This is a genomic window from Frankia sp. BMG5.60, from assembly GCF_059428125.1.
The window spans coordinates 5,562,275-5,587,778 of the sequence record NZ_CM182091.1 but is presented as its reverse complement, the minus strand read 5'-3'; the positions used below and the strand labels follow the sequence as shown (position 1 = coordinate 5,587,778).

General features: G+C 74.0%; 18 protein-coding genes and 1 tRNA gene. 5 read left to right on the top strand and 14 right to left on the bottom strand.

What is annotated here, in order from left to right; genetic code table 11:
* The first annotated feature begins 17 nt into the window (after nucleotides 1–17).
* Nucleotides 18–1,061: a DUF459 domain-containing protein gene (locus AC5R91_RS22895; protein WP_495393372.1), complete on the top strand. Its 1,044-nt coding sequence runs from the start codon at nucleotides 18–20 to the stop codon at nucleotides 1,059–1,061.
* 88 nt (nucleotides 1,062–1,149) lie between these two features.
* On the opposite strand, the gene AC5R91_RS22890 is transcribed toward AC5R91_RS22895, so the two are convergent.
* The gene (locus tag AC5R91_RS22890; RefSeq protein ID WP_495393371.1) at nucleotides 1,150–1,530 is read right to left on the bottom strand and encodes a hypothetical protein; all 381 of its coding nucleotides are present in this window, start codon (nucleotides 1,528–1,530) and stop codon (nucleotides 1,150–1,152) included.
* A gap of 109 nt (nucleotides 1,531–1,639) precedes the next feature.
* On the opposite strand from AC5R91_RS22890, the gene AC5R91_RS22885 reads away from it, so the two are divergent.
* Nucleotides 1,640–1,867, top strand: a complete 228-nt coding sequence (locus tag AC5R91_RS22885) for a DUF4287 domain-containing protein (protein WP_044883402.1) — start codon at nucleotides 1,640–1,642, stop codon at nucleotides 1,865–1,867.
* A gap of 177 nt (nucleotides 1,868–2,044) precedes the next feature.
* Nucleotides 2,045–2,455 (top strand): PPOX class F420-dependent oxidoreductase, encoded by a 411-nt coding sequence (locus AC5R91_RS22880; RefSeq protein ID WP_495393370.1) that lies wholly within the window; start codon nucleotides 2,045–2,047, stop codon nucleotides 2,453–2,455.
* A 20-nt stretch (nucleotides 2,456–2,475) separates the two neighbouring features.
* On the opposite strand, the gene AC5R91_RS22875 is transcribed toward AC5R91_RS22880, so the two are convergent.
* The 12 genes from AC5R91_RS22875 to mfd all read right to left on the bottom strand — a co-directional run bounded on the left by AC5R91_RS22875 (nucleotide 2,476) and on the right by mfd (nucleotide 19,296).
* Entirely contained in the window at nucleotides 2,476–3,234 is a 759-nt protein-coding gene (locus AC5R91_RS22875) for a Bax inhibitor-1/YccA family protein (RefSeq protein WP_495393369.1), read from the bottom strand.
* A 301-nt stretch (nucleotides 3,235–3,535) separates the two neighbouring features.
* Nucleotides 3,536–3,610, bottom strand: a tRNA-Leu gene (locus AC5R91_RS22870).
* Nucleotides 3,611–3,973: 363 nt separating this feature from the next.
* Nucleotides 3,974–5,503 (bottom strand): NAD(P)/FAD-dependent oxidoreductase, encoded by a 1,530-nt coding sequence (locus AC5R91_RS22865; RefSeq protein ID WP_495393368.1) that lies wholly within the window; start codon nucleotides 5,501–5,503, stop codon nucleotides 3,974–3,976.
* A 167-nt stretch (nucleotides 5,504–5,670) separates the two neighbouring features.
* Entirely contained in the window at nucleotides 5,671–6,495 is an 825-nt protein-coding gene (locus tag AC5R91_RS22860; RefSeq protein ID WP_495393367.1) for a uracil-DNA glycosylase, read from the bottom strand.
* Nucleotides 6,492–7,853: a Ppx/GppA phosphatase family protein gene (locus AC5R91_RS22855; protein WP_495393366.1), complete on the bottom strand. Its 1,362-nt coding sequence runs from the start codon at nucleotides 7,851–7,853 to the stop codon at nucleotides 6,492–6,494. Before AC5R91_RS22855 ends, AC5R91_RS22860 begins: the two co-directional genes overlap by 4 nt.
* Nucleotides 7,850–8,437, bottom strand: coding sequence for a DUF501 domain-containing protein (locus AC5R91_RS22850; RefSeq protein WP_495393365.1), 588 nt, complete (start codon nucleotides 8,435–8,437; stop codon nucleotides 7,850–7,852). The genes AC5R91_RS22855 and AC5R91_RS22850 overlap by 4 nt, the downstream gene beginning before the upstream one ends.
* Before the next feature lie 123 nt (nucleotides 8,438–8,560).
* Nucleotides 8,561–8,935, bottom strand: a complete 375-nt coding sequence (locus AC5R91_RS22845) for an FtsB family cell division protein (RefSeq protein WP_495393364.1) — start codon at nucleotides 8,933–8,935, stop codon at nucleotides 8,561–8,563.
* Between the two features lie 5 nt (nucleotides 8,936–8,940).
* Complete coding sequence (gene eno / locus AC5R91_RS22840; protein WP_495393363.1) at nucleotides 8,941–10,224, bottom strand: phosphopyruvate hydratase; 1,284 nt, start codon at nucleotides 10,222–10,224, stop codon at nucleotides 8,941–8,943.
* Between the two features lie 807 nt (nucleotides 10,225–11,031).
* Nucleotides 11,032–13,305, bottom strand: coding sequence for a signal peptide peptidase SppA (gene sppA, locus AC5R91_RS22835; protein WP_495393362.1), 2,274 nt, complete (start codon nucleotides 13,303–13,305; stop codon nucleotides 11,032–11,034).
* A gap of 67 nt (nucleotides 13,306–13,372) precedes the next feature.
* Complete coding sequence (locus AC5R91_RS22830) at nucleotides 13,373–14,770, bottom strand: nucleoside triphosphate pyrophosphohydrolase (RefSeq protein ID WP_495393361.1); 1,398 nt, start codon at nucleotides 14,768–14,770, stop codon at nucleotides 13,373–13,375.
* 58 nt (nucleotides 14,771–14,828) lie between these two features.
* A complete protein-coding gene (locus AC5R91_RS22825) occupies nucleotides 14,829–15,596 on the bottom strand; it encodes a SurA N-terminal domain-containing protein (protein ID WP_495393360.1) in 768 nt (255 codons plus the stop codon).
* Between the two features lie 82 nt (nucleotides 15,597–15,678).
* The gene (gene mfd / locus AC5R91_RS22820) at nucleotides 15,679–19,296 is read right to left on the bottom strand and encodes a transcription-repair coupling factor (protein ID WP_495393359.1); all 3,618 of its coding nucleotides are present in this window, start codon (nucleotides 19,294–19,296) and stop codon (nucleotides 15,679–15,681) included.
* Between the two features lie 566 nt (nucleotides 19,297–19,862).
* Between mfd and AC5R91_RS22815 the strand changes: the two genes are divergently transcribed.
* Nucleotides 19,863–20,300 carry a MerR family transcriptional regulator gene (locus AC5R91_RS22815; protein WP_495393358.1) on the top strand — a complete coding sequence of 146 codons (438 nt, stop codon included), beginning with the start codon at nucleotides 19,863–19,865 and terminating at the stop codon, nucleotides 20,298–20,300.
* Nucleotides 20,301–20,373: 73 nt separating this feature from the next.
* Here the strand turns inward: AC5R91_RS22815 and AC5R91_RS22810 are convergent, their stop codons facing one another.
* The gene (locus tag AC5R91_RS22810; RefSeq protein ID WP_495393357.1) at nucleotides 20,374–21,636 is read right to left on the bottom strand and encodes a glycoside hydrolase family 26 protein; all 1,263 of its coding nucleotides are present in this window, start codon (nucleotides 21,634–21,636) and stop codon (nucleotides 20,374–20,376) included.
* Between the two features lie 3,035 nt (nucleotides 21,637–24,671).
* Between AC5R91_RS22810 and AC5R91_RS22805 the strand changes: the two genes are divergently transcribed.
* Nucleotides 24,672–25,502, top strand: a complete 831-nt coding sequence (locus AC5R91_RS22805) for a sugar phosphate nucleotidyltransferase (protein ID WP_495393356.1) — start codon at nucleotides 24,672–24,674, stop codon at nucleotides 25,500–25,502.
* Nucleotides 25,503–25,504: the final 2 nt, after the last annotated feature.

Below are 25,504 nucleotides of genomic sequence, written 5' to 3'. Positions count from 1 at the left end.
AACCAGCCAGGCTGGAGGTGCCGGCTCAGTCACAGCGACGCCATCGGGCCGGCCCGCCGCGGGTCGGGGCGGACGCCGTCCCGGCGCGCCGCGCCCTGTCGCTGGTCGTCGCCGTGCTGGGGCTGCTCGCCGTGCTGCGCGCCCCCGCCATGGTCCATGCCGGCGAGGGCATGCGTCCGGGGCTCACCCGCACGCTCGTGCTGAGCGCGGCGCGGCCGATCGAGCGGGTGACGCACACGGCGCGCCTGGACGCGCCGGACCGCTGGCTGACCCGCGCCTTCGGCCACGGGACCGCGCCGCGCGGCGGCGACTCGGAGCTGGCGACCGCGGCGAGCCGCGCCGCCGCGGGCGCGGCGGTGCCAAACCGCCCCGGCACCGCCGGTCTACCCACCGTCCCGCCCGCCCCCGCCCCGCTGCGCCGGCCCACCGCCGCCGACCCGCTGCGGGTGCTCGTCACCGGCGACTCCCTGACCGAGTCCCTCGGCCCCACGATCACGAACGCGGCGCCGGACACGGTCCGGGCACAGACCGAGACCCGGTTCGGCACCGGCCTGGTCCGGCCCGACTTCTTCGACTGGGCCGCCCATGCCCGCGACCAGGTCGCCGCGCGCAGCCCGGAGCTGGTCATCGTCGCCATGGGCGGCAACGACGGGCAGGGCATCACGCTCCCCGACGGGACGGTGCTGCCCGCCGGATCGGCCGAGTGGGAGGCCGAGTACCAGCGGCGGGCCAGCGTCGTGATGCGGATCTGGACCGGGAACGGTGCCAGGCGGCTGCTCTGGCTCAGCCTGCCCCCGGCCCGCTCCAACCGGCTGAACGGCTACTTCCACCGGCTGAACGCGGCGACGGGGGCCGCGGCGGCGGGGGTGAGCGGCGCGAGCTACCTCGACCTGACCCCGTGGCTGTCGAAGGGCGGCGCCTACAGCGACTACCTGACCGCCGGCGACGGCCGGGACGTGCTCGCCCGGTCCCACGACGGGGTCCACCTGACCCTCGACGGAGCGCGGATCGCCGTAGCGCACGTGCTCGACGCCGTCCGGAGTACCTGGCGGCTGCACTGACATCGAACGGTCCACCGGAGCCGAAGGCCGCGCTCACGCCAAACGGTGCGCTCACGCCGAACGGGCGGCCTGGGGCCGCGGGCCGCGATCAGCGCACGCGGAACCCGAAGCCGGCGCCGTCGAGGTCCGCACGCGCCCGGGTCACCGCCGCGCGGGCGTCGGTCAGCACCCCGGGGGCAGACGGAAGGGTGGCGCCGGCGGCGTCGAGTGCGGCCAGCAGGTCCTCGGCGAGCACGGCGAGCTGGTCGGGCAGAGCGTGGGCGGCGAGCCTCGGCGGACGCATCCCGACGGGCGCACCCGTGCCGATCCGTTCGCCGAGCGCGGCCAGCTCGTCGAGCAGCCGAACCGTGCGCTCCGCCCGGGTCATCCCCGAACCCACCGCGACGTCCCAGGAAGAGCCAGCCCATCCCCGGACGCGGCGGATGAGCAGACCCACCTCCCGACTGAGATCACCGACCTCATCGGACATCCCGGCAGGATACCCCACGAGGCCCGATCGGGGCCTTGCCCTTTGCTGTGGGATGGGGCACGCTGGCGACATGAGCCGTTGACGTCGGGTTTCACTTCTGGAGGCGCGCATGTCGCTCAACCGCTCCCCGCAGACCCACCAGAGCCTCATAGAGCGGATTCCGAAGGCAACTGGGCACGGGGTGAACCACTGGCTAAGCCGGCTGGACGACGGTCCGGGCCTGCTGCGCTTCACCGAACGAGTGAACTGGCTACGCGCCGAGCACAACCTGCCGCACAGCTTCGCAGCCGCCCTCGTCCACGAGGCGGACCTGCGGCGGCGGGCAAGCCGGGCGTAGCCGGGGCGCCGCGGGGGGCCTGGCCGGCCGCCACGGCGCCGCCGCTCCCCCCGTCCGGCCACCGCCTCGTCCGGCCTCCCCCGCCCGGCCTCGGTCACGTCCGGCCTCGGTCACGGTCCGCGCCCGCGCCCGCGGGTCACGTCGCGGGAGTCTCGTCCCGTCGGACAGAATGTGCGGATGGACCTCGATGCCGCCACCGAGTTCGTCCGCGATCATCACCGGGCGGTGCTGAGCACCACCCGCCGGGACGGCAGCCCGCAGATGTCGCCGGTGACGGTCGGGGTGGACGCCGAGGGTCGTCTGCTGATCAGCACCAGGCTCACCGCGTACAAGGTCGGCCACGTCGAGCGCGACGCGACCGTGCGGCTGTGCGTGCTGCCGGACGACTTCTTCGGCCCGTGGGTGCAGATCACCGGCACCGCGGAGATCGTCCGGCTGCCGGCGGCGATGGAACTGCTGGTCGGTTACTACCGCGACATCTCCGGCGAGCATCCCGACTGGGACGACTACCGCGCGGCGATGATCCGCGATCAGCGCTGCATCCTGCGGGTCACGCCCACCGCCGCCGGACCGGACCGCTCCGGCTGACCCGTTCCGGTGGCGCCGGGCTACTGACGCAGCTTGGACAGCAGCCGCAGCATCTCCAGGTAGACCCAGACGAAGCCGATCAGCAGGCCGAAGCCGGCCCGCCAGGCCTCGGAGCGCGGCGCGCCCGCGGCGATCGCCCGCTCGATGTAGTCGAAGTCGAGGATGAACTGGAGGCTCGCGACGCCGAGCACCAGCACGCTGAACAGGATGCCCAGCGGCGTCGCGTCATTGATCACCGGCAGGTGGCTCCCGCTGACCGCCCTGACGACCAGGTCGACCAGGCTGAGCAGGATGACGCCGAACAGCACGCCGGTGACGATGCGGGCCATCCGCGGAGTGGCCCGCAGCCGGCGGCTGCGGTACGCGAGGAGCATGACGACGAAGATCAGCCCGGTGCCGAGCAGCGCCTGCGGGACGATGCCCGCGAAGTCGTCCTCGTAGAAGCGGGAGATCGCCCCCACCGCGACGCCCTCGATCAACGCGAAGGCGATGACCAGCGACGGGCGCAGCCGATTGCGCATCGACACGACGAGGCTGATGACCAGTGCGACGAGACCGGCGGCCAGCGCGATGCCCGGGGCGTCCCGCCCGACCACCCAGCCGACGGCACCGCCGACACCCAGCAGGGCGAACAGCCCCAGCGTGTGCACCACCACGTCGTCGACGGTGAGGGTGGTCGGCTGCCGGTAGTGGCTGGCGAGCTCCTCCGGGGTGGGCGTCGGCGGCGGCGCGAACCCGCCGCGGCGCAGCACGGGGTTCGAGGAACGAAGGTCGGCCATCGAGCCGGCTCCTCTCGGTCGCCGCCGGGGCGGCGCCACCGTCATCAGTTGGTGCACACGTCAACCACGCAACGAACCCACCGTCGGTGAGGTTCCCGCCGCCCGGTCGGCGCCGTGGGCTGACAGGCTCGACCACCACGTACTGAAGTTGTGACGAATCTGGAACGGATAGTAGCGGATTCGATGATGCAAGGAATCATTGCGCCCCCGCGCGGGGGCGCACCTCACCATGGCGACGAAGCCTTCCATGCCGACCACCCGCGGCGTTCACCAACGCACGCGGGCGATCGGCAATGGATTGTGCCGGTGGTCGGAGTCGAACCGACACTCGAGCTGTTTTTAGGACAGCCTCCTCTACCAGTTGGGATACACCGGCTCGTCTACATCGCTGATGTTTCTACCATGCTGCGTAGGGTCTGGGAATAACACATCGCGGAAAAAGTGGTCCGGAGATGGCGCCCCCCAACGAAAGCGTGACTCTTCGTGACTAGGGCGCTGCCGCATTGCCATCCCCGCCGATCAGTGGACGACCCAGATCGTCGGAAAGCCGAGCTCGCGGCTCGTTAGCAGCGTCGGGCCAGTCCGGAGATGCCGGAATCCCGCCCCCACCTTGGTGTCGTTAAGCAGCGGTGGCCGGTGAAGCAGCGGTGGCCGGTGAAGCAGCGACGGCCGGTGAACCCCACGAGAGGCGGGGATTCACCGGCCGCCGTGGGGTCGTGGCGGGGCCCGCGGGCGACGGTCAGCTCCGGTGCTGCGCGGGCTGCGAGTTCGCCTCTGGCGCCGTGGCGGCGGGCGCGGGCGTCCCAGGCGGGGTGGGCGCGGCGGCGGGCGTCCCGGGGGAGGCGGACGCGGCGGGCACGGCCTTGTCCGCGCTGGAGTCGGCGGTGGAGTCCGTGGCGGGGGCGTCGACCGCGGCCGGCATGCCGAGGGCCGCCTGCGTGCCGGCGGCCGGCGCGGACGCGGGGGTCGCCGCCCGGCGGAACTCCGCCCTGGGGTCGGCGAACGAGCCCAGCGAGACGATCTCGCGACGGAAGAACAGCGCCAGGGTCCAGTCGGCCACCACGCGGGCCTTGCGGTTCACCGTGGGCACCCGGCTGAGGTGGTACGTACGGTGCATCAGCCACGCGGGCCAGCCCCGCAGCCTGACCCCGTAGACCTCGGCAACGCCCTTGTGCAGCCCCAGGGACGCCACGCTGCCGGCATAGCTGTGCTCGTAGGGCTTGATGGGCTCGTGCCGCAGCTCGGCGAGGAGGTTCTCCGCCAGCCGGCGGGCCTGGCGGACGGCGTGCTGGGCGGACGGCCCGGTCGTCGCCCCCTCGCCCTTGGTCAGGTCGGGCACGGCCGCGCAGTCGCCGGCGGTCCAGGCGTCCGCCGCCCCGTCGACCTGGAGGAAGGCGGTGGCCCGCAGCCGGCCGCGGTCGTCGAGCGGCAGATCGGTCCGGGCGAGCATCGGGTTCGGCTTGACGCCGGCCGTCCACACCACGGTGCCGGCCTCGAATTGCTCGCCGTCGTCGAGAACGACATTTCCGTCGAGCAGACTTTCGACCCTGGTGTTCAGCTTCACCTGGATTCCGCGGTGCTCGAGCTGCTTGACCGTATACAGCCCCATTGCGGGCGAAACCTCGGGGAGAATGCGGCCCGTCGCCTCGACGAGCACCCAGCGCATGTCCGCGGGCGCCAGATCCGGGTAATAAGAACATGCATCACGTGCCATGTCCTCAAGTTCGGCGAGTGCCTCAATTCCGGCATATCCGCCACCGATGAAGAGGAAGGTAAGCGCGCGGCGGCGGACCGCGGCATCGGTGGCCGACGCGGCCGCGTCGAGACGACTGATGACCTGGTTTCGGAGATAGATGGCCTCGGCCGCGCTCTTGAATCCGATTCCCTGCTCGGCGAGACCCGGGATCGGGAGCGTCCGGGCCACCGAACCCGGACATATCACCAGAATGTCGTATTTAAGGTCGAAAGCGTCCCCGAGGAGCGGCTGGATGGAAGCCGTGCGTTGCTCGTGTGACACCGTCGCGACATAACCACTGATGATCCGGCAGCCCTTAAGCACCTTGCGTAGCGGAACGACGACGTGACGCGGCTCAAGGTTGCCGGCAGCCGCCTCCGGGAGAAACGGCTGGTAGGTCATGTATGAGTTGGGTTCGACGACGGTGATGGTCGCCTCGTCCCCGTGCAGCTTCCGCCGAAGCCGCAGGGCCGTGTACATGCCGACGTATCCCCCGCCGACGATGAGGATGTGCGGTGCCTGCCCATAGCCCATGCAAAAACGGTACCCGCGGGGGCCGGCTTACACCCGGCGTGGAGCCGGCCGGCCCCGCCTATTCCGTGACGCAGGACACCAATACGGACGACCTTCGGCCCATCTTGTCGCCGGCGGAAGAGAGTGCCGTGGCTCACGTGCTGTGTCCGTGGCCACAAGGCGTGGACTTAGTCGATCCGCCCAACCACTTCCGCCAGCGAGGCCGCGGAACCGAAAACCGTGTCCAGCATCACCTCGGTGACCCGACCGGTGAAGGTGTTCTGCTGACTCGGGTGATAGCAACCCACGACCCGGACCCCCGTCCCGGGAAGTTCGACCCAGGTCCCGTGGCCGAACGGCACCCGGGGCGCCGGGACGGAGTACCCGGCCTGCACCAGGGCCGGCCAGAGCGCCGTCCACGCGAACCCGCCGAGAACGACGACGACCCGCAGCGTCGGCCGGACGAGCTCCAGGTCCCGGACCAGCCACGGGCGGCAGGTGTCCCGTTCCGCCGTCGTCGGCTTGTTCGCCGGGGGTGCACAGCGGACTGCCGCGACGATCCGGGTGGCCGGCAGGCGCTGGCCGTCCCCGGCGGAGTGCGACGTCGCCCGGGTCGCGAGCCCGACCCGGTGCAGCGAGGCGAACAACCAGTCGCCGCTGCGGTCGCCGGTGAAGATGCGCCCGGTGCGGTTGCCGCCGTGGGCGGCGGGGGCGAGGCCCACGATCAGGATCCGGGCGTCGGCCGGGCCGAACGAGGACACCGGCCGCCCCCAGTACGGCTGGTCGGCGTACGCGGCCCGACGGACCACCGCGACCTCCTCCCGCCAGGTGACCAGGCGCGGGCAGGCCCGGCAGACCGACATCCGGGCGTCGAGCGCGCCCGTGTCGGCGGCGCCGGCGGCCAGCTCGCGCACCCGCGCGCCGGTCGCCGCGACCGGGGTGGTCGGGTCTGCGAGGTCCCCCGGCCAGCCGCTGCCCGGCCGCGCCGGACCGCGCTGCGGGCCGGCCGTCATCCCGCGGCGGGACCGGCCCCGGTCGGCAGGCAGGGCGCGGGCGGCAGGGAGAGCGCGGGCGTCGACGGCGGCGCCGCGAGGCTCCCGGCCGCCGAGCCGCTCGCGGCCGGCGGGGAGAGGGCCAGGGCCAGCGCGATCCCGTCGAGGATGTCCCGTTCGCTCGCGACGACCGCCGTGGCGCCGGTGCGTTCGACCAGCGTGCGCAGGACGAGCGCGCCGGACGCGATGACGTCCACCCGCCCGGGGTGCATCACCGGCAGTGCCGCCCGCTCGTCGTGCGTCATGCCAAGTAGCCGCTCGGTGACGGCGGCAACCTGTTCGGCGCTCGTCACCGACAGGTGGATGCGGTCCGCGTCGTACTCCGCCAGCCCGGCGGCGAGGGCGGCCACCGTGGTGACGGTCCCCGCGACGCCCACCAGGGTGGCGGCCTCGGTCAGCGGCACCGTCGCCGCGGCGAGGTCGAGCGCCGCGTGCACGTCGGCGACGATCGCCGCGGCCTGCGCCGGGGTCGGCGGGTCGTCGCGCAGGTGCCGCTCGGCCAGTCGGACGCAGCCGACGTTCACCGAGCGGGCCGCCCGCACGCCGCGCGCGTCCCCGAACACCAGCTCCGTCGAGCCTCCGCCGATGTCGGCGAGCAGGATCGGCGTGGCGACCGACGACGAGCCGCCCGTTCCGGACAGTCCGATCTTTCCGAGCTGGCCGATCTTTCCGAGCCGACCGGGCGTTCCGAGCTGGCCGGACGTCCCGAGCTCGCCGGACGTCCCGGGCTGGCTTGGCGTCCCGGGCTGGCTTGGCGTCCCGGGCTGGCTTGGCGTTCCCGCCGGGCCTGGCGCGCCGGGCTCGCGGCCGGATCCTCCGCGCGCGTCCGAGGGACCGGGATCGCCGGATGTTCCGAACTGCCCGGGTCCTCCCGACCGGTCGGATGCTCCCGGCTGGCTCGGTGCCCCCACCCGACCCGGCGCTCCGAACTGCCCGGATCCGCTGACGAGGTCGCCGATGGCGCCACCGAACGACAGCGCCGCCTCCTCGTCCCCGCTGATCACCTCGGGGTCGACCCCGAGGATCGCGCGGACGCCGGTGACCAGCTCGTCTCGGTTGCGCGCGTCGCGGGTCGCGCTCGTGGCCACCATCCGCACCCTGGTGGCACCCAGGCGTTCGATCTCGGCGGCGTAGTCGCGCAGCGCGGCGAAGGTCCGCGCCAGCGCCTCGGGGGCGAGCTCACCGGTGCGGTCCACCCCGGCGCCCAGCCGGACGATCTCCATCCGGCGGGTCAGCTCGTGCAGCCCGGACCCGTCGTAGTCCGCCACCAGCAGGCGGATCGAGTTGGTCCCGCAGTCGATCGCGGCGACGCGGTTCACGCCGGCACCTCCTCCGTCGTCCCCGCGGAACCCGCCGCGGTTCCGCCCGTTCCGCCCGCCGCGGCCGGGCTCGCGGCCACGCACGGCCCCCGCCGACCCCAGTCGTCGACGGCGGCGAGCGCCTCATCCCCGAAGGGGTTCACGCCCGGGCCCGCCGCCAGGCTGTGCGCGACGAGGACGTGCAGGCACTTGACCCGCTCCGGCATGCCGCCGGCGCTCGGGGTGCCGGGCAGGACCTCGTGGGCGTCGCGGCGAGCGAGGTAGTCCCGATGCGCCGCGGCGTAGGCGGCGGCGAGATCGGGGTCGTGGGCGAGGCGCGCCGTCATCTCCCGCATGATCCCGGCCCCCTCCAGCCGCGACACCGCCGCCGCGGCGCGCGGGCAGGTGAGGTAGTACAGGGTGGGAAACGGCGAACCGTCGGGCAGCCGGGGAGCGGTCTCGACCACGTCCGGCAGCCCGCAGGAACAACGATGGGCGACGGCCAGGACCCCGCGCGGCGCACGGGACAACTGCCGCCCGACGATCTCGACCTCCTCGGCCGTCACCGCCGTCACCGCCGTCGACACCACGTTCTCCTCCCGCACCGCGACGCTCTCCTCCCCGGGACGGCGACCGCGCACCGGCACCGCCGCCTAGCATCGCAGATCCACGAAGCATCGCAGCTCCACGGGCGGGCCCAGGACCCGGGCCCGCCCGCCGGCGCGCCGCTAAGGCGTCGCGATCTCCGACCACAGCCGCCCGTACCAGGCCGAGCCACCGGACGATCCACCGCGTTCGCCCTCGTCACCGGGCGCGGGGGTGGGCGCGGCGGGCATCAGGTACGCCCGCTCGCCCGGCTTGATGTAGTGCAGCCGGCGACGCGCCTCGTCGGAGACCCAGGCCTGGTCGTCGTAGCGCCCGACCGTGGAGCGCAGCTCGTTGACCCGGGCCTGGGTCTGCGCGTTCGTCCGCGCGAGCTCCGAGAGCTTGCTCTGCTGCTTCAGGTACAACCGCAGCGGATAGGCGAGGGTCAGGACCAGCACGCAGATCACGACGGCGAGCAGGGTCGCCCTCGTGGTCAGCGCGGCGCGCGGCGGCGGCATGCGGATCAGGCGGGCTGCCCGTGCCGCGGGAAGGCGGCTGCGCCGGCGAAGCGGGCGGCGTCGTCGAGCTCCTCCTCGATCCGCAGGAGCTGGTTGTACTTCGCGACCCGCTCGGTGCGGGCCGGGGCGCCGGTCTTGATCTGGCCACAGTCGACGGCGACGGCGAGGTCGGCGATCGTGGTGTCCTCGGTCTCACCGGAGCGGTGCGACATCATCGCCCGGTAGCCGTTGCGGTGGGCGAGGTTGACCGCGTCGAGGGTCTCGGTGAGCGTGCCAATCTGGTTGACCTTGACCAGCAGGGCGTTCGCGGCCTTGGCGGCGATCCCGCGGGCGAGCCGCTCCGGGTTGGTGACGAACAGGTCGTCCCCGACGAGCTGCACCTTGTTGCCGAGCCGCTCGGTCAGCGCCACCCAGCCGGCCCAGTCGTCCTCGGCCAGCGGGTCCTCGATGGAGACGATCGGGTAGGCACCGACCAGCTCCGCGTAGTAGTCGCTGAGGTACTCGGCGGTGCGGCTGCTGCCCTCGAAGGTGTACGAGCCATCCGCGTAGAACTCGGTCGAGGCGACGTCGAGGGCGAGCGCGACGTCCGAGCCGAGGCGCAGGCCGACCTTGTCGACGGCCTCGGCGATGAGGTCGAGCGCGTCGCGGTTGGTGGGCAGGCTCGGGGCGAAGCCGCCCTCGTCGCCGACGCCGGTACCCAGGCCTCGCGCCTTGAGCACGCTCTTGAGCGCGTGGTAGACCTCGGCGCCCCAGCGCAGCGACTCGGAGAAGGTGCTCGCACCGATCGGAGCGATCATGAATTCCTGGATGTCGACGTTCGTGTCCGCGTGCGCGCCGCCGTTGAGGATGTTCAGCATCGGCACCGGCAGCAGGTGCGCGCTCGGCCCGCCGAGGTAGCGGAACAGCGGCAGCCCGCTGGCGGCCGCGGCCGCCTTGGCCACCGCGAGGCTCACGCCGAGCAGGGCGTTGGCGCCGAGGGCGGACTTGCCCGGGGTGCCGTCGAGGTCGATGAGCGTCTGGTCGAGCAGGCGCTGCTCGGTGGCCTCCAGCTCGATGATCGCCGGGCCGATCCGCTCGATCACCGCGGCCACCGCCTTGCGGACGCCCTTGCCGCCGTAACGGTCCTCCCCGTCGCGCAGCTCCACGGCCTCGAAGGCGCCGGTGCTGGCCCCGCTGGGCACTGCGGCACGGCCCAGCGTCCCGTCCTCCAGGACGACTTCGACCTCGACGGTGGGATTGCCACGCGAGTCAAGGATCTCGCGGGCTCCGACAGCCTCGATGGACGGCACGGCTAGGACCTCCGAATGCGACGACTCGAACGCGACGACACGATGGCACCGAACGGACCGCCGCGGACCGGCGCCCAGCGAGCAGCACCGCGCCGGACCCCGCGGCACACCCGACGGCGTGGCGGACCCATACCGCGGGACGAGCAGGGCCGTCCGGACGAACCGGTCGGTGCGAGACTACCGTCGCGCCCCCGCGGGACGGCGCTGATCCCGGCGCGTCGCGGAAGGTTCCGGCGAGGCCCCGCCACGCGACCGGCCCTGGCCGGCCAGCCAGCCCCGACGCGGGCAACGCGGTGTCACGCATCCCACAGCCCCGCAGGCCGCGACCCGCCGCGGCCCCGGGCACCCAGGTGGGGTCGGGCGGGCGCCCGGCCCACAGCCGACCTGCCGGCCATCGTGAGGTTTCCGCGGAACCGTCCCGCCAGCCCGATCGATCATGGTGTTCCCGCGCCAGGCGCGCCTGTCCAACTCCCTCGGACGCGGCAGCGGCCTGCCCCGTACGACCCACGGCCGCCAGCCGGACGCCGCCAGCCGGACGCCGCCGGTTCGCGGCCTGCCGGCAGCCGCCCCCCGGCAAGCCCGGTTCCGGCCAGATCGAGGCCAGATCGAGGCCAGATCGTGCCGAGGCTTCGGTACGGTTTTCAGGCCAAAAACCGTACATACCCCTCGGCACGATTCTGTGCACAGAAGATTACGGAAAGGCGCGACGGCGGCGGCCCGGTAGCAGGGACGCCGAGCCTGCCCGGCAACCCCGTACCCGTCGCCCGATCAGACCGCAGGGCCACGGACCACCGTGGACCGAGTCCCCTAGTCGATACGCCCGAGCGGCGGCATCATCAGCGGCCCGCCGACGGGCAGGCCGAGCCGCGCGGCCAGCGGCGCCCAGGGTCCCCAGCCGGCGGCGAACCCGCCGAGCCCGCCCACACCACCGAACGCCCCGGAACCACCGAACGCCCCGGAACCACCGAGCCCGACGGAACCGAGGAGCCCGCCGAGCCCGCCCGCACCGCCGAACGCCCCGGAACCACCGAGCCCGGATCCGGCGCCGAGCAGGGCGGCCAGCCCCCCGGCCAGGATTCCCGGCCGGGCCGTCGCCGCGGCGCCGCGGTCCTCGCTGGACTTCGGCGTCCGGACCCGTTCCAGTACCGACGGCTTGGGCGCCAGCCGCACCCGCGGCGTGTCCCCCTCGGGCAGCCCGGCGCGCGTCCAGGCCAGCCTGAGCGCGTCCGTCAGCCCGCCGAGCTCGTCGACCAGGCCGTAGGCGTGGGCGTCGGCCCCCGTCCACACCCGGCCCCGGGCCAGCTCGTGCACCTGCTCCCGGGTCAGCCGCCGGGCCACGGCCACCTTGTCGACGAAGTCCGCGTAGACGCGGTCGAGGAACTCCTCCAGCTTCTCCCGTTCACCCACCGTGAACGGGCGCCGCGGCGACATCATCAGGGCATGCTCGCCCTCGGCGACCGCCCCGAAGCCGACCCCGACCTTGTCGAGTAGCTCCCGGACCACCTGCTTACCTGCGAACACCCCGATGGACCCGGTCAGCGTGCCGGGATTCGCGACGATGAGGTCCGCGGCGAGGGAGACGAAGTAGCCGCCCGACGCGGCGACGTCCCCCATCGACACGACCAGCGGGCGGCCGCTGGCCCGGAACCGCTCGGCCTCCCGGCGCACCAGGTCCGAGGCGACGTAGGAACCCCCCGGGCTGTTCACCCGGAACACCGCCGCCGCCACGTCCTCGTCGCGGGCGGCGGCCCGGAACGCCGCCGCGGCGGCCTCCGCGGCGAGCACCGGGCTGGCGAACGGCCCCGGGCTGCCCTGCCCGAGGATGACCTGGCCGGTGCCGTGGATGAGCGCGACGACCGACCGGCGGGGGTCGCGATGCGGCGCGGTGACCGACGGCGCCAGCGGGACGCCCTGGGTGTCCGCGGTGGCGCCGTCGTCGGGCGACCAGGCGCGGCCCCCCGCCGAGTCCGTGCCGGCGTCGGCGGACCGATGCTGCGGCGTGGGCGAGGTCTCGCGCAGAAAGAAGGCACCCGGACCCCGCGCGGTGAGGGTCGCGACCCGCCGCACCGGCGACTTCTCCCGCCGCTCGGCGAGCCGGCGGTACGCCGTGGCGTACATCAGCACCGGCTCGGCGCCTGCGTCCCCGGCCGCGGCCGCGGTCGCGGTCACGCCGCCCGGCGGGCCGGCGGCGGCGAGGTCGGTGTCCGTCGTGGGGGCGAGGTCGGGGTCGGCCGCGCCGACGACCGGGAACCCGCCGACGACCGGGGACCCGCTTCCCGCCGGGGACCCGCCAGCCGCTGAAGACCCGCCGCCCGCCGACGAGCGCCGGACCCGGGCCCGTGCGGCCGCGTACACCTCGTCGCGGTAGCCGAGGCGGTCGACGAGCCCCACGTCGAGGGCGACGGTGCCGGCCAGCGGGCCGAGGTCGATGAGCCGGCGGACGCGGTCGGCCGGCATCCGGCGGCCCTCGGCGATGCCCGCCACCACCTGCTCCGAGCTGGACTCGATGATCCGGCTCACCGCCTCCAGGTGCGCCGGCGTGAAGTCCCGCTCGACGAGCGTGTTGACCGCGTTCTTGTATTCGTAGCGCTGGCCGATCTCGACCGCGACGCCGAGCCGGTCCAGCGCGCCGCGCAGGAACGGCGTCTCCATCCCCAGGCCGGTCAGCCCGCAGTCCCCGGACGGGGCCAGCCAGATCTCGTCGAACGCGCAGGCGAGGTAGTACGGGCCCGTGCCGCCGCCGAACTCGCCGAACGTGTCCGCGTAGGCGATGGCGGTGCCGCCGGCGGCCCGGAAGTCGCCGATCGCCGCCCGGATCTCCTGGATGCGGGCCAGCGGCGTCCCGGCGGCGCCGATGTGCGCGACCACCACCGACACCCGCGGGTCCTCGGTGGCGTAGCGCAAGGCCTCCACCAGATCGCGCAGCGTGGTGCGCCGGTGGGCGAGGGCGAGGGTGACCGGGTCGCTGGGAACGCCTTCGAGCGGATCGACCGTCAGATCGAGTTCCAGGACGATCGGAGCCGTCCGCCGCGCCGCGATCTGGCGGACGTCGGCCAGCGCCTTACGTGGGGTGGCAGCCATGGTCAGAGGCTAGTACCACCGACCGTCCCAGTTCCTCGGTCGTGTCAACCTCACGGTCGTCCTGCCGTCACCCATCCGGCGCAACGCGCTCACCCGAGCCGGCCGGGGCGACCCAGAGTTCCCGCCAGCGCGCGCCGGGCAGCACCCCCGGAGCGAGGCCGTCCACCCGGGCCGCACGCTCGGCGGCGGCCAGCCGGTCCCGGAAACGGCGCGCCGACGTGCGCAGGGCCCGCTCCGGGTCGACCCGGGCCGCGCGCGCGAGTGCGACGGCGGCGACGAGCAGATCGCCGAGAACGTCGTCGGCGGCCACGCCCGGCCGGCCGAGTGCCGCGACGGCGTCGGCCGCAATCGCCGCGACCCGCTCGCCGGCCTCGGCTACCCCGCCGGACCCCGCCAGCCCGCCGGCTGCAGCCACCTCACCGACCGCAGCCACCTCACCGACCGCAGCCACCTCACCGACCGCAGCCACCGTGCCGACCGCAGCCACCGTGCCGCCCGTCCCATCGGTGACCCCGGCCAGCGCGAGGTCCGCCGGCACGCCGATCCCGCCGGCGCGCTTGAGCAGCTTGGCCGCGAGCGTCAGCGCCGGCTGGGACAGCGCCACCCCCTCGGTCACCGAGGCGCGGCCCTTCTCCTCCGCCTTGATCGCCTCCCAGTTGACGGCGACGTTCGCCGACCCGTCGACGACCACGTCGGCGAACACGTGCGGGTGCCGCCGGATCAGCTTCGCGACCAGCCCCGCCGCCACGTCGTCGACGTCCCAGCCGTCACCCGCGCGCTCGGCGGCGATGCGGGCGTGGAAGAGCACCTGCATGAGCACGTCACCGAGCTCCTCGCGCAGCTCCGCGAGGTCGCCGTCCTCGATCGCCTGGTACGCCTCGTAGGTCTCCTCGATCAGGTAGGGGGCGAGGGACTCGTGGGTCTGCTCGGCGTCCCACGGGCAGCCACCCGGGGAGCGCAGCCGGTCCATCACGGCCACGGCGTCGAGCAGGATGGACCCGGGCAGCTCCGCCGTGCCGGCGAGGGTGTCCACCACGACGCCGACGGCGGGCGGCGCGGCCGCACCGGCGCCGGCCGGCGAACGGGGCTGAACGAGCCGGTCGAACACCCGGTCGAGCGGCGTCGGCGCGGACGGGTCCGGCAGCCAGACGACCTCGGTCGCCGCCGGATCGGGCAGACCGGCCCGCAGGAAGGCAGCCAGATCAGCCCCTGCCGGATCGACCCCCGCCAGATCGACCGCGGCGAGATCGACCGCGGCCGTCTCGACCGCGGCCGGGTCCCACGCGGGCGGGTGGCCGTCGACGACGACGACGGTCGCGCCGGCGGCGCGCAGGGCGGCGAGCTGCGGGTGGGCCGGGGCGGCGGTCAGCACGGGCACCCGGCGCATCAGGTCCCACGCCGGCGCGGTGAGGACACCCGGCGCGACCCGCGGGCTGGTGACGACCACGGTGATCCGCAGCAGCATGACCTCATCCACTCGCTTCGGCTGATCGGGACGGGACAGGGCGGTCAGGACAGGGCGGTCAGGACTGGGCGGTGAGGTCCACCGTGGGGGTGGGCTCCGGCCGGCTGGCGATCGACCCGTCCGCGGCGATCACGGCGAACTGGCCGGTGTTCCAGGTGCCGAACCGCGGATTGATCGAGATCGGGTCCTTCTTCTCGGCCTGCGCGAGGACGGGCCGCAGCTTCGCGGAACGCTCCTGGCTGACGATGAAGCGGGCCAGGTACGGCTTCGCCTGCGCGTAGGTGAGCGGGATCCGGCCAACCTGGTCGACGATGCTGTCGTACTGCTCCCGGGTCTCCGCCTCGGTGGCGAGCAGGTGCGGGCTGACCCGGTCGCTCAGCGCCGACTCCAGCGCGCCGGAGCGCACGATCACGGAGACGTCGCGCGGCGCGAACCCCGCGGCGGCCGCCCGCCGCTCGAATGCCTGCACACTGCCGAACTGCAGGATGGCGTACGCCTGGTAGTAGGAGGCGACATCGCCGGAGCTGAGCGTGACGCCGCGCCGGTCGGCCTCGGCGGAGAGCAGTTGGAGCTGCACGAGGGTGGTCAGCGTGCGGCGTTGGAGGTCGAGGCGGTTGAGGGCGCTCGACGCGGTCTGCCCGGACTGCGAGACCGGGACGCCGTCGGCGGCCGCGAGCCCGCGATCGACGATGCCGCGTAGCTGCGAGGTGTCGATGGACTGCGATCCGACCTGGGCGGCGGCCCCGGCGTGCGTCGTGCAGGCCGTCCCGGCGGTCCCCACGAGCACGACAAACCCGACGCCGGCCAGGAGGCGGGAGAGCTTCACGACTCCAGACGCTATCCGCTCGCGTGTGGCGAAGCACACCTCACCCGCCCGACACCGCCGAATTCGCCGCCCCGGCCGCCACTCAGCCAGCGGCCGCCGCGGCGACCGAATCGCCGGCGACGGCGGTCAGGAGCTGGCCGGCCCACGCGAGCAGCGTCTGGTCCCGCAGCGGCCGGGAGCCGATGCGGCCGGTCTCCGTCGGGGCCGGCACCAGCACGATCCGCACCGCGGGCTTCACCACCGCGCCCTTGTAGAGGCGGGTCAGCCGCAGGGTCTGGCTCTCCCGCAGCTCCAGCGGCGCGAAGCGGATCTGCCGGCCGGCGGCGGTGATCTCGGTGACGCCGAAGCGGCGCGCGAGCACCCGCAGGCCGGCGACGGCGAGCAGGTTCTCCACCGGCTCGGGCACCGGGCCGAACCGGTCCACCAGCTCCCCGCGCACCTCGTCGATGTCGGCGTCGGTGACGGCGCCGGCGAGGCGGCGGTAGGCGTCCAGGCGCAGCCGCTCGCTGGGCACGTAGTCGTGCGGCAGGCTCGCGTCGACGGGGAGCTCGACCTTGACCTCGGGTGGCTCCTCGACCTTGTCCTGGCGGTACTCGGCGACCGCCTCGCCGACCATCCGCACGTACATGTCGAAGCCGACCGAGGCGATGTGCCCCGACTGCTCCCCGCCGAGCAGGTTGCCGGCGCCGCGGATCTCCAGGTCCTTCATGGCCACGGCCATGCCGGCACCGAGGTCGTTGTGCTGGGCGATGGTGGCGAGCCGGTCGTGGGCGGTCTCCGTCAGCGGCTTGTCCGGCGGGTACAGGAAGTACGCGTACGCGCGGTCACGGCCCCGGCCGACCCGGCCGCGCAACTGGTGGAGCTGGGACAGGCCGAACACGTCGGCCCGCTCGACGACGAGGGTGTTGGCGTTGGAGATGTCCAGCCCCGACTCGACGATCGTCGTGCAGACCAGGACGTCGAACTTCTTCTCCCAGAAGGAGACCATCACCTGTTCGAGGGCGTCCTCGTTCATCTGGCCGTGCGCGGTGGCGATCCGCGCCTCGGGGACCAGCTCGCGCAGCCGGGCGGCGGCCCGGTCGATCGACTCCACCCGGTTGTGGATGAAGAAGACCTGCCCCTCCCGCAGCAGCTCCCGGCGGATCGCGGCCGCGACCTGCCGGGTGTCGTAGGGAGCGACGGAGGTCAGCACCGGGTGGCGCTCCTCCGGCGGGGTGTCGATGGTCGACAGCTCCCGGATGCCGGTGATCGACATCTCCAGGGTGCGCGGGATCGGGGTGGCGCTCATCGTGAGCACGTCCACCGCCGTGCGCATCTTCTTGAGCTGCTCCTTGTGCTCGACGCCGAAGCGCTGCTCCTCGTCGACGATCACGAGCCCCAGATCCTTGAACCGGTTCTCCCCCGACAGCAGCCGGTGCGTGCCGATGACGACGTCGACGGTGCCGTCGGCGAGGCCCTCCTGGACCGCCTTCTGCTCGCCGGCCGAGTTGAACCGGCTCATCGCCTTCACGATGACGGGGAACGCCGCGTACCGCTCGGAGAACGTCTGGAAGTGCTGCTGGACCAGCAGCGTCGTCGGGACCAGCACGGCGACCTGTTTGCCGTCCTGGACGGCCTTGAACGCCGCCCGCACGGCGATCTCCGTCTTGCCGTAGCCGACGTCGCCGCAGATCACCCGGTCCATCGGGACGGGCTTCTCCATGTCGGCCTTGACCTCGTCGATCGCGGCCAACTGGTCGGGGGTCTCGCGGAAGGGGAAGGCGTCCTCCAGCTCGCGCTGCCACGGGTTGTCCGGGGCGAAGGCGTGCCCGGGGGCGGCCATCCGCGCGCTGTAGAGCCGGATCAGCTCCCCGGCGATCTCCTTGACCGCCTTGCGGGCCCGGCTCTTGCGCTTGGCCCAGTCGGCACCGCCGATGCGGTCCAGGCTCGGCGCGTCGCCGCCGACGTAGCGGGTGATCTGTTCGAGCTGGTCGGTGGGGACGTAGAGCCGGTCGCCCCGGGCGTACTCCAGCAGCAGGTACTCGCGCTTCGCGCCGGCGACGGTGCGGGTCACCATCTCGACGTAGCGACCGACGCCGTGCGCGTCGTGGACGACCATGTCGCCGGGGACCAGGGCGAGCGGGTCGATGCCCTTGCGCCGACGGCTGGGCATCCTGCGCATGTCCTTGGTGGTGACCCCACGAGCGCCGGCGATGTCGCTCTCGGTGAGAACCGCCAGGCGCAGCGTGTCGCTGGTGAAGCCGGTGACGAGCTGCCCGCGGGTTACCACGGCGACCCCGGCGGCGAGCTCGGCGTCCTCGGCGTAGCGGGCGCCGAGGTCGGCCTCCCGCAGCATCTCCACCAGGCGCTGGGCCGGGCCGTGCCCCTCGGTCACGAGCAGCACGCGCCACGACTCGGCCAGCCAGCCCTTGACGTCGGCGATGACGGCGGCGGTGTCACCGTGGTAGAGCGGCGCCGGCCGCAGGCTCGCGACCACCGTGTCGTCACCCTCGACGACGAGCCCGCCGGCCACACCCGCCACCGCGTCGGCCAGGTCGGGGCCCGCGGCCTCGGCGCCGGTCGGGGCCGAGGTGAAGGGGGTGACCGACCACCAGGGCAGCCCGAGCGCACCGGCGCGCTCGCGGACCTCCGCGATGGAGCGGTAGGCCGCGGCGCCGAGGTCGATCGGCGCGCCGCCGCCGAGCGCGGCGACGCTCCAGGACGCCTCCAGGAACTCCTGGCTCGTGCGCACCAGCTCGCTGGCCCGCGAGCGGACCCGCTCCGGGTCGCAGACCAGGACGTGGGTGCCGGCGGGCAGCTCGTCGAGCAGCAGCGACATCCCGTCGACGAGGACCGGGGCCAGCGCCTCCATGCCCTCCACGGGAATGCCGCCCGCGATCTTGTCGAGCATGTCCACGAGCTGGGGGTAGCGGGTCGCGAGCTCGGCGGCCCGGCCGCGGACGTCCGCGGTGAGCAGCAGCTCGCGGCACGGCGGCGCGAACAGCCCACGCCCGCCGGCGCCGGCCGGCCCGGAGTCACCATCCGGCAGCGCCCGCTGGTCGGCGACGGCGAACCGGCGGATGTCCTCCACCTCGTCGCCGAAGAACTCGACCCGCAACGGGTGCTCCTCGGTCGGCGGGAAGACGTCGAGGATCCCGCCGCGCACGGCGATCTCGCCGCGCCGCTCCACCAGGTCCACCCGGTGGTAGGCCATGTCCACCAGCCGGGCGACCACGTCGTCGAGATCGGCGGTGTCGCCCGCCGCGAGGCTGACCGGGGCGAGCTCGCCGAGCCCGGCGACCTGGGGCTGGAGCACGGAGCGAACCGGCGCGACGACGACCCGCAGCGGCGGCCGGCCGGTGCTCGCCGGATGGGCCAGCCGACGCAGCACGGCCAGGCGCTGACCCACCGTGTCCGCCCGGGGTGACAGCCGCTCGTGAGGCAGCGTCTCCCAGCTCGGGAAGACGGCCACCACGTCGGGACCGAGCAGGCCGGCCAGCGCCGCGGCCAGGTCCTCGGCCTCGCGGCCGGTGGCCACCATGGCGAGGACGGGGCGCCCGGCTCCGTGGGCGGCGGCGAGGGCGGCGGCGGCGAAGGGCCGCAGGGCGGCCGGACCGGCGAGGTCGAGCGCGGGTTCGCCCGCGGCGCCGATCGCCCGCCCCAGGGCGGGATCGCCGCCCGGCCGGGCGATCAATGCGTCGAGCAGCGGCGCGAGAGTCATGGTTGCGTCCGGTGTGCCTCTCGGAAACGAGCGGAACGGAACAGGCATGGAGCAGACGCCGCGGCACGAAACCGCCGCCGCGGAACACGACGACCTGGCGCGACGGGGCCCACCACGGCCCGGACCCGCTCGACCGAGGGGCCGGCCCGCCGCCCGACCCGCCCCCGGAGATGACCCGGACGGTCGGCCGACACCGGCCCGACCCCGTCGGCACAGACGATATGACCAGCCTACGACACCGATGCCCGCCCCACCGCCGCGCCGACCGCGCACCGCGACAGGATCCCGTCCCCGCAACCCGCCCGCACCCGCGCACACGCACCCACCCGCACAGCAGGATGCGTACCCCTGCCCCGGCACCCGCCCGCGCACCCGCACCTGTACCCGCAGTTACACCCCCGCACCGCCGCGGACCTGCGCCGACGTCCGCCGCCGGCGGCCGGGTGGGCGTCGGACGGGCCGGTAGGGCGAGCGCGCCCGGCCGGCGGGTCGACGTACAGTCGACTGCCTGGCGTCCAGTCCGGCCGCCCGATACCTACGCTGACGTTAGGGTCGAGTTGTCCAGCATGCGTCGCAACGTTTCGAGATCGGACGCTGCCCGCGGCGACGTCTACCAGATCGGAGACGTCGCCGAGCGGGTCGGCCTCTCCCTGCGAACAGTCCGCTACTACGAAGAAGCGGGCCTGCTCATGCCGGTGGGGCGGACCGTCGGTGGGTTCCGCCTCTACGACGTGGACGCGATCGAGCGGCTGCTGCTCATCAGGAAGATGAAGCCGCTGGGCTTCACCCTGGAGGAGATGCGCTCCCTGCTGATCCTGCGCGACGAGCTGGCCACGCCCGGCCTGGCCGCGGACACCCGCGCCGCGTTGCAGGAGCGGCTTGGCACCTGGGTGCTACTCGCCGAGGAGAAACTTTCGACGCTGCGGGAGCAGGTGAGCGTGGCGGAGTCCTTCGTCGGCGGGCTACACGACGATGCGGAGCGCACCGGCGGCGACGCAGGGTGACCCGCCGCCGGCTCGGCGCCCCGCGCGACCACGAGGGGACACGCGGGGACACGCGGGGCGCCACGGCGGAGCCTCAGCCCCAGAGCCGCTGGTAGACGGCCGCCGAGGCCGGATTGAGATCGGGATTCAGCAGCGAGGAGCGGACGTTGCCCTCCTCCGCGTCGGGGAAGTACGCCTCGTAGGCGAGGATGTCGGCGTTGCGCGAGAACGTCTCGTACATCTTCTCCATGTAGGCGGGATTGTCCCCGCCGGCGGCGCCGCCCCGCCCGGCCTTCGTGCCCTGCTGGCTGACCACTCCCCACTCGGGCACCGAGAACAGCTTGTGGTGGGTCCGCGCGAAGGTGATGACCTGGCAGAGCCCCGCGTCACCGTTGCACTGGTTGTCGAAGTCGGCGTAGGTGGGGCTGGGCGGGTACTGGTCGTAGCTGTCGATGCCGATGACGTCGACGTACTGGTCGCCGGGGTACAGGTCGAACGCGCCGACCGGCGTGGTCGACCCGTGGGCGTTGAGGTTCCAGTCGATGCGAACCTTCGGGCTGGTCGCCCTGATCGCCGACGAGGCGTTGCGGAAGCACTGGATCCACTGCTGTGGATCCGTCGCCGACCAGGCGAACCACAGGCCGTTGAACTCCCAGCCCAGCCGGACGAACGAGTCGCCCCGACCCATGTTCACCAGCCAGCGCCCGAACTGCCGCCAGTCGGCGTCGTAGTTGCCCGCCGCGCAGTCGGCGAGGTTGCCCTTCTCCGGCCCCGAGTCGGGGAAGAGCGGCTGAGTGATCACCCAGGTGCCGGCGTACCCGGAGAAGGTCGACGCGCTTCGCCCCATCCACGGGTTCGTGACGTCGCTCCAACTCGACCGATCGGTGTACATCACGACGACGTCGTTGGGCCGGCCGCGGAACCTCGCCCAGGCATTCGCCTGGGCCAGGGTGTGCGCGGCGACGCCGGTCGGGAACAGCCCGGTGGTCGCGGCCCGCTCGACCTGCGGGACGGCGGCCGCCGGCACCCCGCTCTGGGTGGGCCGGGCCGCTGTGCCCGGCCGACCGGTCGGCGACGCGCCCTGCCCCGCGGTGGTGGCGATGGGATCCGATCCCCCGTCGCTGCCGGAGGGCACCATCAGCAGCGCTGTCACGGCGACCAGGGTCAGCACCGCCGCGACCGAGACCGCGATGACGGGCAGGTGCGGGAGGCGGCTGGCGTTCCCGCCCCAGTGGGCGGTGATCCACGACGCCGCCCGGGCGCGCCGCCCGGAGGCCGGCGCCGCGCGGTCGTCAGACCGGCCGGTATGGCGGGCGCCGACTCTGGCGGCCTTGTCGGCCTTGGCGGCCTCGGACACACGCGCCGAGCCGACCTCGTCGGACCAGACCTCGTCGTCGGTCCAGGCGGCCCGGCCGCCCCGCCCCGATCCGCGCTTCTCTGCCGCGCCCCGACCCGAGCCGGCCTGACCCGAGCCGGCCTGACCCGAGCCGGAACGACCAGATCCGGCTACGACCGAACCCGACCGGCCTGCCCGAATCCGCTCCGGCGCGATTCGACCCGGCCCGACCCGATCCAACGCGACCCGATCCGGTACCCCCCGATCCGGCGCCCCGCGATCCGATCCCCGGTCCGCCCGAACCCGGTCGGACGCACCCCGGTCGGACGCACCCCGGTCGGACGCACCCCGGTCGGACGCAGCCCGGTCCGGCGCTGCTCGGTCCGGCGCTGCTCGGTCCGGCGCTGCTCGACTCGGCGCCGCCCGATCCGACGCCGCCCGCTCCGACGCAAGCCGGTCCGACGCAAGCCGGTCCGACGCAGGCCGGCCCGATCCGCCTCGATCGCTTCCGGTCCGATCCGAGCCGCCCCGAGCCAGGCCGGTCCGGGGGGCCCAGCCCTCGGCCTGCCGGCCCCCGGGACCGCTTCCGGCCGGGTCCGTCCGAGGGCGCGAGCCGTCCCCGCCGGGGCCGCGGGCGGCCGCGGGGCCGCCGGCAGCAGGGGCACCGAAGGCGGGACCGGACGGTTGTGACGGCGCCCACCGGCCGCCGCTGCGAGGATCATCGGCCAGCCAGGCGTCGCGGGCGGCAGACCAGGCGCCGGTGCGCGCAGTCCCCTGGGCGGGCCCATGGTCGTCCCGCCTCCCGGAGCGACGATCGTCGCGGTCCACGGCGTCGCGGCGACGACCGTCGCGTGGCGGGGGAGCGGTCTCGGACCAGCGCAGGGCGCCCGTCTCGTCCGCCGGGCGCACGGCGTGGGGTGGCGTCCGCAGCGGCGGGGTCGGGGGCGCATGATCCGGCGGGGACGAGGGCGGGTCCGCCCGATTGTCGCCCGGCCACCCGGGGTCATCGCCGCGCGCACCGGTCCGGCGGATCTGGAACAGCGCCGTGCCCTCGTCCCAGTCGGGCGGGGCGGCGGGGTTCACCGGCCGCCCGGCCGGAGGCCGACCGTTCACCAGGACGGCCCGCTCGGTGAGCGGATTGGTCGGCGCATCGAGGGGCGGGCCGACCGGTGGCCTCATCGGCGGATCGGTCGGCGCACCGATCGGCGCGGCAGCAGGGGCGCCAACCCGCGGGGCCGCCGGCGGACCCACCGACAGCCCGGTGCCGGGCGACCCCGCGTTGGCCGACGAGCCGACCGGACGGGAGTCCACGGACCACGGGTCGCCCGGACGGGAGTCCACGGACCACGGGTCGCCCGGACGGGAGTCGACGGACCACGGGTCGCCCGGACGGGAGTCGACGGACCCGGGGTCGGTACGGGAGTCGACGGACCCGGCATCGGGCGGACGGGAGCCGGGCAGGCGGAGGTCGGGTGGCCGGGCTCCGGGCAACCGGGAGCCGGGTGGGCGGGTGCCGGGCAGCCGAGGTTCGGCGGGTCGATCCGCACCGCCCGCAGACCGGTCACCGTCGCCGGCCGTCCTCGCCCCCCTCGCGGGAACGGTCATGGACGGAGGGAGGAGCACCACCGGCGGCGTCCGGCGCCGGCGCCCGGAACGGCCGGCGCCCGGCCGGTGGTCCACGCGAGCGCCGCCGGCGTCCCCGTCGGGCGGCTGAGCCCCGCCGGCGGAGTCGTCGCGGCCGGCGCGGTGAGGGTCGGTGGCACGGTGAGGATCGGTGGCACGGTGAGGGTCGGTGGCACGCAGCCGGTCGACCCGGGGTCCGCGCTGCCCGCCGTCCTCGTCGAACTCGGCGGACGGCGGCGCGATCCGCTCCCGGTCGCCGGCCGGAGGCTCATCCGACCAGGAGCGCCCACGCACCCGCATCACCCCAGATCGTGCTCTGTGCCCCATCGAAACATCTCGGCGTAGCCGGCGCGCAACTCTCACCCGGGGTGAGAATTCCTCCGCCCGGCCGACCTGCCAGGGGATCCGTCGGCACCGGCAACGCCACGAGCCGAGGCTCTTTCACCAATCCAGTAGTGACGGACGAACCGTAACAACAACGCGCGAAGAGCGATGTCGGCGGCCTCGGCCTATCACGGACAGCAACGATCATCCGCATCGGCACCAAACCCCTTCCGCTCTGTGGGAAGCAGCCGGCAGCCGGCGACCGCCGGCAGGCCGGACGCCCGCGTCATCGCGGGATCCACCAGTCAGGACGCGGTGCCGACCGGGCGAGTTGCCGGTCCTGCGAAGATCTGGCACTCTTGACCGCTCATTCGCCACGAAGGTGGGCCGCGGGGTGCCGTCTCCCCCGGCCGCGCCCGCCGGCCGTCGAGGCGGTCACGGGCCTGCCGGCCGGCGGGCGAGCGGCGCGGTGAATGACGCCGGCGAGCGGCCTGACCAGCGGAAACGAGTCCCGGCCGCGCTCCGGGGGAAACGGCGTTCGCGGGGGCAGCGCGCGGTGCGCCCGGCGGCGGCGTGGCGGGAATCTCGCGGGGGCGGCGCCACCCGTCGCGGAGATCACGTGCGGGCAGGGCGTGACGACGCGACGCCATGCGCGCAGGGAAGGCTACGCCCCGGCATGACCCGGCTGTCGGGCTTGCCCGTAGGGCGGCGTCGTCGCGCGGGTCTGCACCGGCTTGGAGGGACTCCCCCAGCAGGCAGAGGACCGTGCGGTACCGTTGCGACGGCAGTGCCGGGGGGCGCCGATGAAGGCGGTCCGTCGCCGGTATCCACCGAGAAGTGGCAGAACCGAGAAGTGGCAGAGGGGGATCACGCGCCCGCGCGCGCCATGAGCGCGGGCGAGCGAGCGACGTCCTCACGCGCGGGAGCGTGCCATCCCGCGCACCGGGAACGACCGGCGGCTGTCCCCGTCGGCCCCGGCATCGGTCGGCGAGTGGCAGCAGGCCGTTACGGGTCACCCGGAATGCACCGCGGTCCAGCGAGGACCATGCCATCAGCGGCCATCCGCCCCACCGAGCCCGACCGGGGCATGAGCACGGGAGACGCAAGCCTTGAGCACCGAAAGCGCCAGGACCACCGAGATCCCCGACGCTGCCGACATCCCGGTCGTCATCCTCTGCGGCGGGATGGGTACCCGGCTGCGGGAGGCCAGCGAAAAGCTGCCGAAGCCGCTTGTGGACATCGGCGGCAAGCCGGTGCTGTGGCACATCATGAAGACGTATGAACACTACGGCTTTCGCAAGTTCGTGCTCTGCCTCGGCTACAAGAGCGACCTGATCAAGAACTACTTCCTGGCCTACCGGGCGCAGGTCGCCGACTTCACCCTCACGCTCTCCGACGACCACACGCCCCAGTTCCACAACGCGGTGGGCGACGAGAGGTGGGAGGTCACCTTCGCGGAGACCGGCCTGCTCACCGGCACCGGCGCCCGCCTGCGCCGGGTCGCCCAGTACCTGACCGGCCCGCGGTTCATGCTCACCTACGGCGACGGCGTCGGCGCGATCGACGTCGGTGCCGTGCTGTCCGACCACGTGAAATCCGGCCGCCTCGGCACCGTCACCGGCGTCCGTCCGTCGAGCCGCTACGGCGAGCTGGAGACCGATGGCAACGCGGTCACGCTGTTCGCCGAGAAGCCGCCGCAGACCGGCTGGGTGAGCGGCGGGTATTTCGTCTTCGAGCGCGAGTTCATCGACAAGTACCTCGATGACGACCCGGCGCTGCTGCTGGAGCGCCACCCGCTGCAGCAGCTCGCCCGCGACGGCGAGCTCACCCTGCACAACCACGACGGGTTCTGGATGGGCATGGACACCTTCCGGGACTGGACCGAGCTCAACCAGCTCTGGGACTCCGGGTCCGCGCCGTGGCGCGTCTGGGCCGACTGAGA